The sequence below is a fragment of the Catenulispora sp. GP43 genome, from assembly GCF_041260665.1.
In the GTDB taxonomy this organism is placed as follows: Bacteria; Actinomycetota; Actinomycetes; order Streptomycetales; family Catenulisporaceae; genus Catenulispora.
Window position 1 is genome coordinate 51734 of sequence record NZ_JBGCCT010000009.1, and the last position, 13487, is coordinate 65220.

Sequence of the window (13487 nt, forward strand, 5' to 3'; positions counted from 1 at the left end):
GCTCTCACTCCGGCGGAGTCTGCTGCTCCGGCGCTGCCGGCGGAGGTGCCGGCGGCGTCGGTGGTGCTGCCGGCGGTGCCGGCGGTGGTGCCGGTGCAGCTGGTGAAGCCGGTGGCGCGGCTTGCGCCGCCATCGGCCGGTCCCCTCGCAACACCCCGAGCCGAGCTCGGTACTCGTTCTCGTCGATCTGACCATGGGCGAACCGCTCTGCCAGGATCTGCTCGGCGGAGACCGTCCCCGTCCCGCCGTACGCCTGGGCCGGGCGCTGTGCCGTCATCGATCCGCGGTGCGTGAAGCTGCGCACCAACCACACGACCGCCATGATGACCAGCGCCCAGAGTGCGATCATGAACAGCACCCAGAGCAGCCACCCTCCCCATCCGAGGCCCTCGTGGAAATGGCGCCCGCCAACGTAGTAACGGGGATCCATGGGCCTCCACCTCCTTCAGCCTTCTGTAGATGTCACTCCGTGTCCCACTCTCAATTCTCGCCCCGATCCTTAGACCCCGCTTAGAGGGACTTAGGAATAGGCACCCCTGTTTCCGCAGCCCAGCGCCGTGCGTGGGCGATGCGGTCGGGGATCGGCGGGTGGGTGTAGCGCAGGAGGACCTCCCAGCGGCGGGGTTCCAGGTCGGCGATGTTCTGGACGACCAGGGCACGTTCCATGCGCACGATGGTGTCGGGATCGCGGAACAGGTCCAGGGCGTAGCCGTCGGCTCGGGCCTCGATGTAGCGGCTGTAGGCCAGTCCCCACGGCTCGCCGACCAGCCCGATCACCACCAGCACGGCCCGGACCAGGGCCTGCGAGCGCGGGTCGGCGGCGTGCGCCACCCCGGCGGCGTCCAGCAGCGGCGACCAGTGCAGCGCCGCGGCCAGGACCACGACGCCCAGCGCCGCCCCGACCGCCGCGAAGACGGTGCCGACCAGCACGTCGCGCCGGGCGGCGTGGCCGAGTTCGTGGGCGGCGATCGCGGCGACCTCGTCGGTGTCCAGGCTGTCGGTGGTGGTGTCCCAGACGACCAGACGGCGGGTCTTGCCGAAGCCGGAGACGTAGGCGTTGGCGGCCGTGGTGCGCTTGGAGCTGTCGCTGACCAGGATGTCCCTGACCGGCACGCCGGACTGCTCGACGAGCGCCATCAGCCGATCGCGTAGCGGGCCCTCGGGCAGCGGCTTGAACTTGTTGAACAACGGCTCGATCAGCACCGGCATGATGAAGGAGCCGAGCACCGCGAGCACCGCGGCGGCCAGCGCCGCCCAGACCCACCAGGCACCGCCGCCATTGCGCAGGAGCGCGTAGAACGCGATGACCGCAGCCGCGGTGAGGACCGCGCCGATGACGAACCCCTTGGCGGTGTCGGCGGCGAACAGGCCCCAGCCGCGCTTGGACAGGCCCCAGCGGCGGCTGACGGTCTCGCCCCACATACTCAGCGGGATGCGGATGACCAGCCCGAGCAGCGACAGCGCGACGCTGCCGAGCAGCGCCGTGGCCACCCACCCGCCGCCGCCGAGGTCGCCGGCCGCCTCGACCAGGCCCGCGCCGGCCGGCGTCAGGCCGAGGAGCAGCGGGACGGCCAGGCCGAGGAGGGTCGAGGCCAGGCGCAGGGGGCGGACGTCGTGCTTGTAGGCGCGGGCGCGCCCGATCTGCTCGGGGGTGAAGTCGTGCTCGGGGTTGAGGTCGTCGGCGGCGATATCCACGTGTCCAGTCTCCTCCGCACAAGTACCTTGAGCGCATGTCCGACGTCCACGACACAGGGGATCGCTCCGCCGCCTTCGCCAGCCTGCGCGGATTGGCACTCGGCGACAGCTTCGGGGAGCGCTGGTTCTTCCACCGGCGACAGAAGGCGATCGAGATGGTCCAGCACCGGACGACGCCCGAGGACAAGCCGTGGCAGTGGACGGACGACACGGCCATGGCGCTCGCGCTGGTCCGCGTGCTGACGGAACAGGGGACGATCGATCAGCAGGACCTCGCGGAGTCGTTCGCGGATATCTACGCAGAGGATCCCTACCGGAACTTCGGGAGCGGCATGCACCAGCTGCTGCCGAAGCTTCGCGAAGACCCGGGGAACTGGGCCACGTACGCGCGGACCCTTTTCGGCGGCGAGGGAAGCCTGGGAAACGGGGCGGCGATGCGCGCGGCCCCGCTGGGGGCGTGGTTCCGGCACGATCCGGAGCAGGCCGTCGCACAGGCGGTGCTGTCCGCCGAGGTCACCCATGCCCACCCCGAGGGGATCGCCGGCGGGGTGGCGGTCGCGGCAGCAGCGGCGCTGGCCGCGGGACCTTCGGACACTGACGAGGTCCCAGACCCGCACGCCTTCCTGGCGGCGACCGCGGACCTGACGCCGGCCGGCGTGATCCGCGACGGCCTGCTCCGGGCCGCCGACCTCGCGCCGGAGACCTCGGTGCCCGAAGCCGCCGCCATCCTCGGCAGCGGCAAGCGGATCCGCGCGAGCGACACGGTGCCCTTCGCCGTCTGGACCGCGGCGCACCACCTCGACGACCTGACCGACGCGCTGTGGACCACCGCCGCGGGCTTCGGCGACGTCGACACCACCTGCGCCATCACCGGCGGGATCGTCGCGGCGCGCACCGGGCTGCGCGGGGTGTCGGCGCGGTGGCTGGAGCTCGCGGAGGAACTGCCGGAGTGGGTGGAGTAGCGACCCGGGTCAGAGGTGGATGAGGCCGACCACGATGGCGATCGTGCCCACGAGCACGGCCATGACGTCAGCATAGGCTGCACCGTGAGGTGTCCGCCCGGCGGATGAGAGCCGCTCCGCCCCAAGGATGACAGGGTTCGAATATCTTCATCCGTGGGCTGATTCGCCGGCCACCGCCGCCGCCATAGCGTCGAGGACATGGCACTTCATCGTCGAATCAGCATCACCGCGGTCCTGGCTCTGGCCGCGACCATCGCCACGACCGGCGCCGCGGTGGCCGCCACCGCCACCCCGCTGCCCGCCGCCGCGCACGCGGCCGTCGCCGGCGCGGCGGGCACCGCCGCCAAGCCGGCCGCCGCCGCGTTCCAGGGCGCGCTGCCCGCCCCGACCGGGCGCTTCGCCGCGGGCGAGGACGTCATCCACCTCACCGACTTCAGCCGGCCCGACCCGTGGGTGCCCTCGGCCGGTCCGCGCCAGCTCACCGTGTCCATGTTCTATCCGGCGGTGGCCGGGACCGGGACGCAGGCCCCTTACATGACGCTCGCCGAGGCCGCCGGCTTCATCCAGTACCGGGTGCCGCCGAACACCGGCATCACCGCGCAGGAGCTGTCCGACGTCACCACGCACGCCTACACCGGCGCGCGGGCCGTGCACGGCAAGTACCCGCTCGTGGTGCTCTCCCCCGGCTTCGAGAATCCGCGCACGACGCTCACCTCGCTGGCCACCGAGCTGGCCGGCCACGGGTACGTCGTGGCGCTCGTCGGCCACACCTACGAGGACAGCGGTGAGACGCTCGCGAACGGCCAGACGCCGTCCTGCGCGATCTGCGACGGCAGCAGCCCGACCGCGCCGAGCCCGGACACCATCACCGCCAGCCGCCAGAAGGACGTCTCCTTCGTCATCGACCAGCTGACCCACCGCGGCGGCTGCGCGTGGCGCCTGAGCGACCTGATCGACAAGCACAGCATCGGCATGGCCGGGCACTCGATCGGCGGCGCGGCCACCGTGGACACGATGATCGCCGATCCCCGGGTGCTCGCCGGGGTGAACCTGGACGGCACCTTCTTCCCGGTGCCGGGGGCCGGCCAGATCAAGCGCCCGTATCTGATGATGAGCCACGGGACCGACGATCCGACATGGATCCAGACCTACGCGAACCTCGGCGGCTACAAGCGGTGGCTGGACGTCGTGGGCTCCAACCACGCCACGTTCACCGACATCCCAGTGCTCGCCCAGGAAGCCGGAATCACCCCGCCGACCAGTATCGATCCGCTGCGCGGCACCGTGATCACGCGGGAGTACGTCACCGCGTTCTTCGACCAGTCACTGAAGGGGATCCACCAGCCGCTGCTCGACGGCCCCACGCCGGGCAACCCCGACGTGCTCTTCCAGCAGTAGTCTCTTTCGCAGAAGGGTTGCGGGGCCTCACGGGGGCCGGTTCGGTTGGGGGATTTGCATGGTTGACGACCTCGAGAACCGCGCGAGCGGTGACAAGCGGCAGCGCATGCGCGTCTCGGACTCCGAGCGGCAGGCCGTCGTCGAGGTGCTGAAGCAGGCGCTGGACGACGGCCGGCTGAGGATGGACGAGTACGTCGAGCGCATGGAGAAGGCGTACGAGGCCGTCACCATCGGCGATCTGGAGCTGCTGCACGACGACCTGCCCGAGGGCGGCCGGCCCGCCCCGGTCGGCACGATCGGCACGGTCGGCACGTTCGGCACGGCGGCTCCGTCCTTCGCGCCGGCTCCGCCGCCCCCGCCGCCGCCCCCGCCGCCGCCCCCGGCCTACTCGCCGCCGGCCCCGCAGCCCGTGTACGTCGTGCCCACGCCCGCCCCGCCGCCGACCCCGCACCCGGGCATCCGGGGCGCGTACGTCGATCTGCCGGGCGGGCTGAAGGTGCTGTGGACGATCCTGTTCGCCGCGGTCGCCATCAACGTGGTGGTGTGGGTGCTGGTCGGCGTCACCACGGCGTCGTTCCCGTATCCGTGGCCGCTGTGGGTCGCCGGGCCCGCGGGCGCGGCGCTGTTCGGCATCTCGGCGCCGGTGCTGCAGTCGCGGCGGGCGCGCTGGGAGCGGCAGCGGCGCCAGCTGCCGCCTAGGGGCTGAGGCGCCGCAGCGCCTCGACGGTGTCGACGTCGTCGGGACGGCCGGTTCCGGTGCAGTCCACGGCGACGACGTCGTCGCGTTCGGCGAGGAACGCGCGCGCCCCGGCGTCGCCGGTCAGCGTGGGGAGCACGGCGGTGACGGCTTCGCGTCCGAACAGGACCGGGTGTGCGCGGCGGCCTTCATACGTCGCGACGGCGATCGGTGCGCCGCCGCGCCAGGCCTCGATGACACGCCGCACGGCCTCGGCGCCGATGAGCGGCTGGTCCACGAGCGTCACCACGACGGCCCCGGCATCGCGCGCCGCGGACAGCCCGGCGCGCAGCGAACTGCCCATGCCGGTGTCCCAGTCCGAGTTGAGGACGAGGATCGCGTGGTGCACGGCGCCGACGTCCAGCGCGCCGACCACCACCAGCACGCGATCGCAACCGCCGGCGGTGAGGGTCGCCACGGCCCGGTCCACCAGGCGCTCGCCCTGGAAGCGCGCGACGGCTTTGCCGCCGCCGAAGCGGGTCGCGGCGCCGGCGGCCAGGACCACGCCGACGACGGCGGACGGTCCGTACCGGCCGGGCAGCTGCCTGCGGGAATGAGGATGGGTGTTCACCGGTGGATCTGTACTCATCGATGAATCCTCCCGCTCGTCCGCCTCAGGGGTTCCCCGCTGCCCCGGCGCCGTGCCGCGATCAGTTCCGCGGCGATCGACACCGCGGTCTCCGCGGGCGTCGAGGCCCCGAGATCCAGCCCGATCGGGGCCGAGAGCCGGGCGATTTCGTGGTCTGCGACGCCCGCCTGCCGCAGCCGCTGCTCCCTGTCCTCACACGTGCGCCGCGAACCCATCGCGCCAACGTAGACCGCGGCCGATCGCAACGCCACTTCCAGCGCGGGGACGTCGAATTTCGGATCGTGTGTCAGGACGCAGATGGCGGTCCGCGGGTCGATCGACGTGGCCGCCAGGTACTGGTGCGGCCAGGCGACCACCACCTCGTGCGCGTCGGGGAAGCGCTCGGCCGTGGCGAACACCGGCCGCGCGTCGCAGACCGTGACCCGGTAGCCGAGGAAACGCCCGACGGTGGCCAGCGAGGCCGCGTAGTCCAGCGCGCCGAGAATGATCAGGCGGGGCTGCTTCGCCACCACGTTGAAGAACACTGTCACGCCTTCGGGCGCGTCCCATGTCCCGGCCCCCGACGCGGGTTCCGGACAGCCGTCCAGTCCGTACCCGCGCACCGCCGACTCCCCCATGTCGACCAGGGCGTCGGCGTCGCGGGCGACGGCGTCGGCCAGGGCCGCGTAGCCGTTCGCCCGCAGCACGTCGCCGTGGTGCAGCCCGATCAGCTCCGGCGGGCCGGCGACCACGGTCACCACCGCCGCGCCGGAGCCGTGCTCGACCGCGTCGCGGACCCGGTCCAGGCGCGCGGCCGCGGCGGCCCCCGGCTCGACGAACACCGCCAGGGTGCCGCCGCAGATCAGGCCGACCGCGTCGGCGTCGGCCAGGCCGTAGGTGACCAGCCGGGGCCGGTCCTGCTCCAGGACCTCGGCCGCGGTCTCGATCACCGCGGCCTCGACGCAGCCCCCCGACACGCTGCCGATCACCTCGTCCGGCACGCCGCCGGCCATCCGCACCGCCATCGCCGCGCCGATCTCGCGCGGGCCGCCGCCCTCGGCGGCGACCACCGTGGCCAGCACGAACGGCTCCCCGGCGGCGCGCCAGGCGAGCAGAGCGGGCAGCAGGTCGCGCACGGTCAGACTCCCGGGCCCACGTCCACGATCGCCGCGACCGGTCCGCCGCCGTCAGGGCCCTGATGCGCGGCCGAGACCGAGACGAAGACCGCCGGGTCGCCGGTCACCGAGGCCGCGACGCCGCCGACGCAGGCCTTGATCTGCCGGTGCCAGTGCACGTCGGAGTCGTCGAGCATGGCGTTGCGGCGACCCCGGACCATGCCGTCGGTGCTCGCCTCGCATTTGAGGAAGACGTTCACCAGCCGGCCGTCCAGGTCCGCCGAGCGCGGCCGCTCCGGCAGCTCCAGCCCGGCTGAGCGGATCGCGTCCCAGATGCCGTCGGCGTCCAGGGCGTCGGTCATCACCGAGTGCCCGATGCGGTAGCGCCCGCCGACCCCGGAGGCGTTGCCGACCACGACGACCTGCGCGCGGTCCAGCTCCACACCCGAGGAGCAGGAGGCGACGGAGGAATACAGGGCCCTGTCATGCAGCACCGCCTCGTCCGAGGGCATCTCGACCTCGCCGAGCGCGACCGCGATCCCCAGAGCGGTGCAGCCGTTGGACAGGTCCATCGACTCGTGGGTCTGCTCGGTCCACACCGACGCGCCGCGCTCCTTGGCCTCGCGGATGGTCTGGATCGTCAGCAGCGGGGTCTTGGTCTGCACGTAGTGCACGTCCGCGGGGTCCTCGATCCCGGCGCGCTTCATCGCCTCGTGGACCGCGTCGGCGACCTTCGTGATCATCGCCGAGCGGCCGATCTCCTCGGGCAGCAGCGGCTCGCTCATCGCGAACCCGACGGTCAGCCGCGGCTCGTCGCAGGGCTCGGCCTCGGTGGTCGCGAAGATGGTCGCGTGCGGCGACAGCACCCCGTCGGTACCGCCGGACCACACGATCGGCACCTGCGCGACCTCCTCCTGACTGCGCGTCCCGAGCCGCATCAGCGTCTCGCGGAACGCGCGGTCGGCGATGATGCGCGTGTAGTCGTTGACACCGCCGTTGCCCTCGGTCTTGCCGACGACCGCCACCACCCGGTCGGCCTCCACTACCCCGGCGGTGATCAGCTCGGCCAACCCCGACGCGTCGCTGACGTGTCGCAACGGCACCTTCCGGACCTCGATCGCCTCAGGCACTCCTCACTCCTTTTCCACTACGGTTCCGGCTTTCCCAAGAACGGCTTCACGAATGCATCCCAACGCGGCGACCACAGCCCGCCGGCCGCCGCCCTCCACGAACCGGCACGCCGCCTCCGCCTTCGGCGCCATGCTCCCGCCCCCGAACTCCCCGGCCGCCAGATGCGCACGCAGCTCCGCGGCGCCGATGCGGCTCAGGGCCCTGGCATCGGGCGCGCCGAAGCGGAGGAACATGTGGTCGACATCGGTGGCGATGACGAGCTGCTCGGCGGCCACGGCGCGGGCCAGCAGGACGGCTGAGAGGTCCTTGTCGATGACGGCTTCGACGCCGCGGAGGCCGAACGGGGGCGGCGCGGTCGGTGCGGCTGACCCGGCCGCCCCGGCCGGCGTCCCGGAAGCAGGCTCGCGCACCATCGGAATCCCGCCGCCCCCGCACGCCACGACCACGTACCCGGCGTCGAGCAGAGCCTTCGCGGCGGGCGCGTCCAGGATGTCGACCGGTTCCGGCGAGGCCACGATCCGGCGCCAGCCGCGCGCACCGCGGTCCTCCCAGGTCTGGCCGTGCGCCGCCATCGCGAGGGCCTGCTCCTTCGGCAGGTAGCGGCCGATCGGCTTGGTCGGGTGGGTGAAGCCGCGGTCGCCGGCGTCGACCAGGGTGCGGGTCACGACCGCCGCGACCGGTTTCGCGATGCCCCGGGCCGCCAGCGCCTGTTCCAGCGCGCTGACGATCACGAAGCCGAGCGTCCCCTGGGTCTGCGCGCCGCACCAGTCCAGCGGCACCGGCGGGACCACGTGCGCGGCCAGTTCGTTCTTCACCAGCAGGTTGCCGACCTGCGGGCCGTTGCCGTGCGTCAGCACCACCTCGACGCCGGCCGCGATCAGGTCCGCTACCGCCGCCATCGCCGTGCCGACCGCCGCGATCTGGTCCTCGGGGCGGGCACGGCCGTCCGGGGCGGTCATGGCGTTGCCGCCCAGCGCGATCAGAGTCCGCATGCCGTCACAGCCAATCGCACCAGGCCGACGTCGCGCCGCGGGCCAGGCGCGCGAAGCCGGGTCCGCGGTCGAAGAAGGCGACCGGCCCGCGCAGCATGAAGATCTCCTCGCGCATCGCCTCGCTCGCGGCCTCGTCGATCTCGTAGCCGTCGCCGCCCAGAGTCACGACCAGCCCGTAGTCCTGCCGCGCGCCCTCGATCGAGACCTTGCCCCATTTCAGGTCCCTGATGATGTCCTCGGTCGGCCGCTCCAGCGGGTCGCCCCAGCCGCCGCCGCCGGTGGTCCGGATCCGGATGACCTCCCCGGCCTTCACCGGCTCGGCATCCGCCAGCGCGTCCACCACGCGTTCGGCGGGCCCGCCGGGATCGATCACCACCTCGAACGGCCGCCCGGCCCGGCCGCCCTTCACGCCCCAGCACGCCAGGATCGAGCGGTCGGCGATGCTCATGAACTCCGCGTCCCGCAGCATCCTGATCTGCTTCTCGTAGCCGAGTCCGCCCCGGTAGCGGCCCGGACCGCCGGAGTCCACCGCCAGTCCCAGCTTCTCCACCCGGAACGGCCAGCGCGCCTCGGCGAACTCCACCGGGATGTTCCGCGAGTCCGGCACGACGTGGATGGTGTCCTCGCCGTCGGCGTAGTAGCGCCCGCCGGAGCCGCCGCCGAGCACTTCGCGCATCAGGTACGGCAGCCCGTCGGCGTCGGTGCCGTAGACGCCGGTGTAGCGGATGGTCTCCTGGTCGGCGGGCATGCGGCCGTCCACGGCCTTGGCCAGCGCGCCGGAGAGCACGCCGAGCAGCCGCAGGATCACGAAGGTGCGGGCGTTCGTCGGCGCGGGGAACACCGGGGTCAGCAGCGTTCCCGGCGGCGGGAAGCGCATCTCGATCAGCGGCACCACGCCCTCGTTCACGTCGAGCTCGGCCATCCGCTCCGGGCTGTCGGCGAGGTTGCGCAGCACCGGCGCCAGCCACTTCTTCAGGAAGTTGCCGTCCGCGTAGTCGCCGCAGTGGTTGATCGGCCCCTTGGCCTGCGGCCCGGTGCCGTCGAAGTCGATGATCAGCCGGCCGCCGTCCTCCGGCACCTTCGTCACGGTGATCCGCTGCCGGTGCAGCTTCGGCGGGTCGACGCCGTCGTGCTCGGCGTAGTCCTCCCAGGCGTATTCGCCGTCGGGGATCTTGGCCAGCACCTCGCGGCGGAAGGTCTCGGTGGTCAGGTCGATGATCGCGTCGAAGCACTCCTCGACGGCCCGCCGTCCGTAGCGCGCGAACACCTCGCCGAGCCGGCGCGCGCCCATCAGGCACGCCGAGCACTCCGCGTCCAGGTCGGCGGCCAGCGAGTCCGGCATCCGCGAGTTCCGCGTCATGATCTTCAGCGCGGCCTCGTTCGGCACCCCGGCGTCCCACAGCCGGATCGGCGGCACCATCAGGCCTTCCTCGAAGACGCTGCGCGCGCCGGAGGGCATCGATCCCGGGCAGGCGCCGCCGATGTCGTCGTGGTGTCCGAAGGCCTGGACGAAGGCGGCCACCGCGCCGTCGTGGAAGACCGGGACGGTGACGCACAAGTCCGGCAGGTGGCCGATGCCGCCTTCGGAGAGGTAGACGTCGTTGTGGAAGAAGACGTCGCCGGGCCGCATCGTGTCCGTCGGGTAGTCCCGGACCACCGGATGCACCAGCGCCGAGTAGGACCGGCCGGTGAGCTTGCGCAGGCGGGCGTCGTGGATGCCGACGCGGAAGTCGTGGGCGTCGCGGATCATCGGGGAGCGCGAGGTGCGGGCGATGGCGGTCTCGACCTCGCGCTCGACGGAGGCCAGGGTGCCCTCGACGATCTCCAGCAGCACCGGGTTCAGCACGGCGGGTCCTCCCGGTCCGGGCCGGCGGCCGGGGTGAGGAGCAGGTTGCCCCAGCGGTCCACGGCGCAGACGAATCCGGGATGCACCGGCACCGTCGAGCCGTACTCCTCGACGATCGCCGGGCCGTGGATCCGGTCGCCGTGCATCAGGGTGCTGCGGTGATAGATGGCGGCCTCCACAGGGGTCTCGTCGAACCAAACCGGTCGGGTGCCCGCGGGTTCGGCCCGCTGTCCGGCCTCGCGGACCGCCACCGCGGCGATCCGCGGCCGCCGGATCGGGCCGATGCCGGTGATCCGCAGGTTCACCCACTCCACTCCTTGACGGGCGTCGTCCCGGAAGGAATATCCGTACATGACCTCATGGGCGGTGTGGAAGGCGTCGACGACGCTGTCGGCGGCGAACTCGCCGTCGGGCACCGGCACGCGCACTTCGTAGGCCTGGCCGAAGTAGCGCAGGTCGGCGCTGCGTTTGAACACCTGCTCCGCGGCGGAGAACCCTTCGGTGTGCAGCGCTTCGGACGCGGCCCTTTCCAGGTCTCCGAAGATCTCGGACACCCGCTCGGCGTCGACGCGGTCGTGGCGCCGGACGTAGGTCTGCACGTAGTCGTTGCGCACGTCCACGGTGAGCAGCCCGAACGCCGAGACGTTGCCGGGGTCCGGCGGCACCAGGACGCCCCGCACGCCGAGGATGTCGACAAGACGACAAGCCAACAATGCGCCGGAGCCGCCGAACGCGGTCAGCTGGAAGTCGCGGACGTCCAGCCCGCGCTTCACCGTCACCTGCCGCAGGGCGTTGGCCTGGCTCCACGCCGAGATCTCCAGGATCCCGGCCGCGACCGCCTCCGGGCCCAGGCCGAGCGCGCCGCCGAGCCCGGCCAGGCCGGCGCGCGCGGCGTCCCGGTCCAGCGGCACCTCGCCGCCCAGCAGGCCGTCGGGGATGCGGCCCAGGACCAGGTGCGCGTCGGTGACCGTGACCTCGGTGCCGCCGCGGCCGTAGCAGACCGGGCCGGGGTCGGCGCCGGCCGAGCGGGGGCCGACCTTCAGCGTGCCCTCCGGCGCCAGCCAGGCGACCGAGCCGCCGCCGGCCCCGACCGTGACGACGTCGATCATCGGGATCTTCGACGGGTAGCCGCCGACGCCGCCCTCGGTGGTGACGGCCGGCTCGCCGTGCAGGACCACGGCGACGTCGGTCGAGGTGCCGCCGCCGTCCAGGGTCAGGATGCGCTCGAAGCCGGCGTGCGCGCAGATGAGCGCGGCGCCCAGGGCCCCGGCGGCCGGGCCGGACAGCACGGTCGTGACCGGCTGGCGGACCACCTCCTCGGCCGACAGCACGCCGCCGTTCGACTTCATGACGTAGAAGGGGACGCGGCCGCCGTCGCCCGTCAAGGCGTCCAGTCGTTCCCGGATCCGGCCGACGTAGCCGGCGACGGTCGGCTTCACCGCGGCGTCGACGAGCGTGGTCATCGAGCGCTCGTACTCGCGGTACTCGGGCAGGACGTCGGAGGATATCGACACGGCCGCCTCGGGGAACTCCGCTTCGAGGACCTCGCGCATGGCTTGTTCGTGTTCTGCGTTGGCGTAGGAGTGCAGGAAGGAGACGCCGATGGAGCGGACGCCCGCCGCCTTCAGGAAGCGCGCGGCCTCCTTGGCGTCCGCGGTGCTGAAGGCCCGCACTTCCCGGCCGTCGGCGTCCAGCCGTCCGCCGACGCCGCGGACCAGGTCGGCCGGGACGATGCGCGGCGGCTTGACCCAGAAGTAGCTGTTGCCATAGCCGTCGGGGACGGACTGGCGCGCGATCTCCAACATGTGCTCGAACCCCGCGGTGGTGACGAACGCGAGGCTTTCGACCTTGCCCTGCAGGAGCTGGTTGGTGGCCACGGTGGTGCCGTGGCTGACCACGGCGATGTCCTGCGGGGCGGCGTCCAGCAGTGTCAGGGCTTTGCGGACGGCGGCGATGAACCCGCGCGAAGGGTCGTCGGGCGTCGAGGGCACCTTGCCGGCGACCGCCCGGCCGCCGTCCTCCTCGATCGCCACGACGTCGGTGAACGTCCCGCCGGTGTCGATGCCGATCCGGATCACGAGCCGCCCCCGAGCCGGAACGGCGTCCGCGCCTGGCGGATCAGGTCCTTCTGGTGCTTGTCGAGCAGGCTCAGGTTGCGCTCGGCGAGGTGGTCGAAGGTCTGCGCCCGGTCGGAGCCGGGAGTCAGGGTCCGCATGGCGTCGGCGGGGTCGAGGCGGGCGGCGGCCCAGCCCTCGTGCGACGCGGCGCGGGCCACGACCTCGGCGGTCGGCGTGACGATGAGCGAGTTGCCGAAGTAGTGGACGCCGGCCGGGTCGGTGCCGGTGGCGTTGGCGCCGATGAGGTAGACGTGGTTGTCGTAGGCGCGGGCCCTGGTTGTCAGCTCCCAGATATCGGCGGAGCGCAGCAGCGCCGAGGGCCGGCAGATGATCTCGGCGCCGCGCACCGCCTGGATCCGGAACAGCTCGGGGAAGTCGCCGTCGAAGCACACGGACAGCCCGATCCGGCCCAGCTCGGTGTCGACGACGGTGACGGAGTCCCCGGGCGTGACCCACTCCCGCTCGCCGGGAAAGAGGTGCGTCTTGCGGTAGACGCCGAGGACCTCGCCGGCGGGATCGATGAGCACCGCCGAGTTGTAGACGACGCCGCGTTCCTCGCCACGTTCGTAGGTGCAGTGCACGACGTGGACGCCGAGGCGGCGCGCGGCCTGCTGCACCGGTTCGGTGGTGGGGCCGGGGACCGGGCTCATCAGGTCCCAGAGATCCTCCACCGGGATCCCGGGAGTGAAGCCCGTGGTGACGGCCTCCGGCAGGACGAGCAGGTCGGCGCCGGTCGCGCCGACGCAGCGCTCGATGAGCTCGACGGCCCGGTTGAGGTTCTCCGCGACGCTGTTGGCGGTCAGGGGGCCGGGATGGGGCGCGAGTTGGAGGGCGGCAGCGGTCAGGGAGCGCATGTGATACCTCGGTGGTTCAGCTGGTGCGACACAGAGTTGACGAGCGACGGCGTCCGGCCCGCGCCATCCATGT

12 protein-coding genes are annotated in these 13487 nt (G+C 72.6%); 3 read left to right on the top strand and 9 right to left on the bottom strand.

What is annotated here, in order from left to right; translation table 11 throughout:
* Positions 1–4: 4 nt before the first annotated feature.
* Together ABH926_RS19610 and ABH926_RS19615 are read right to left on the bottom strand one after the other, a co-directional pair.
* On the bottom strand, positions 5–430 hold the full coding sequence (locus ABH926_RS19610) for an SHOCT domain-containing protein (RefSeq protein WP_370367121.1): 426 nt from the start codon (positions 428–430) through the stop codon (positions 5–7).
* An 80-nt stretch (positions 431–510) separates the two neighbouring features.
* Positions 511–1695, bottom strand: a complete 1185-nt coding sequence (locus ABH926_RS19615; protein WP_370367122.1) for a M48 family metallopeptidase — start codon at positions 1693–1695, stop codon at positions 511–513.
* A 35-nt stretch (positions 1696–1730) separates the two neighbouring features.
* Here ABH926_RS19615 and ABH926_RS19620 point away from each other — a divergent pair, with 35 nt between their 5' ends.
* The 3 genes from ABH926_RS19620 to ABH926_RS19630 all read left to right on the top strand — a co-directional run bounded on the left by ABH926_RS19620 (position 1731) and on the right by ABH926_RS19630 (position 4761).
* Entirely contained in the window at positions 1731–2657 is a 927-nt protein-coding gene (locus ABH926_RS19620) for an ADP-ribosylglycohydrolase family protein (RefSeq protein ID WP_370367123.1), read from the top strand.
* A gap of 198 nt (positions 2658–2855) precedes the next feature.
* Entirely contained in the window at positions 2856–4055 is a 1200-nt protein-coding gene (locus ABH926_RS19625) for an alpha/beta hydrolase family protein (RefSeq protein ID WP_370367124.1), read from the top strand.
* A 58-nt stretch (positions 4056–4113) separates the two neighbouring features.
* Positions 4114–4761, top strand: a complete 648-nt coding sequence (locus ABH926_RS19630) for a DUF1707 domain-containing protein (protein ID WP_370367125.1) — start codon at positions 4114–4116, stop codon at positions 4759–4761.
* On the opposite strand, the gene ABH926_RS19635 is transcribed toward ABH926_RS19630, so the two are convergent.
* The 7 genes from ABH926_RS19635 to ABH926_RS19665 are packed head-to-tail and all read right to left on the bottom strand — an operon-like array spanning position 4751 to position 13414.
* Positions 4751–5380: an NTP transferase domain-containing protein gene (locus ABH926_RS19635; RefSeq protein ID WP_370367126.1), complete on the bottom strand. Its 630-nt coding sequence runs from the start codon at positions 5378–5380 to the stop codon at positions 4751–4753. The genes ABH926_RS19630 and ABH926_RS19635 overlap by 11 nt on opposite strands.
* A complete protein-coding gene (locus ABH926_RS19640) occupies positions 5377–6495 on the bottom strand; it encodes an XdhC family protein (protein ID WP_370367127.1) in 1119 nt (372 codons plus the stop codon). Before ABH926_RS19640 ends, ABH926_RS19635 begins: the two co-directional genes overlap by 4 nt.
* 2 nt (positions 6496–6497) lie before the next feature.
* A complete protein-coding gene (locus ABH926_RS19645; RefSeq protein ID WP_370367128.1) occupies positions 6498–7604 on the bottom strand; it encodes a ring-opening amidohydrolase in 1107 nt (368 codons plus the stop codon).
* 3 nt (positions 7605–7607) lie between these two features.
* On the bottom strand, positions 7608–8597 hold the full coding sequence (locus tag ABH926_RS19650; RefSeq protein WP_370367129.1) for a carbamate kinase: 990 nt from the start codon (positions 8595–8597) through the stop codon (positions 7608–7610).
* A 4-nt stretch (positions 8598–8601) separates the two neighbouring features.
* Positions 8602–10443, bottom strand: coding sequence for a hydantoinase B/oxoprolinase family protein (locus ABH926_RS19655; RefSeq protein ID WP_370367130.1), 1842 nt, complete (start codon positions 10441–10443; stop codon positions 8602–8604).
* Positions 10437–12521 (bottom strand): hydantoinase/oxoprolinase family protein, encoded by a 2085-nt coding sequence (locus ABH926_RS19660; RefSeq protein WP_370367131.1) that lies wholly within the window; start codon positions 12519–12521, stop codon positions 10437–10439. The genes ABH926_RS19655 and ABH926_RS19660 overlap by 7 nt, the downstream gene beginning before the upstream one ends.
* Positions 12518–13414 carry a carbon-nitrogen hydrolase family protein gene (locus ABH926_RS19665; RefSeq protein WP_370367132.1) on the bottom strand — a complete coding sequence of 299 codons (897 nt, stop codon included), beginning with the start codon at positions 13412–13414 and terminating at the stop codon, positions 12518–12520. The genes ABH926_RS19660 and ABH926_RS19665 overlap by 4 nt, the downstream gene beginning before the upstream one ends.
* Positions 13415–13487: the final 73 nt, after the last annotated feature.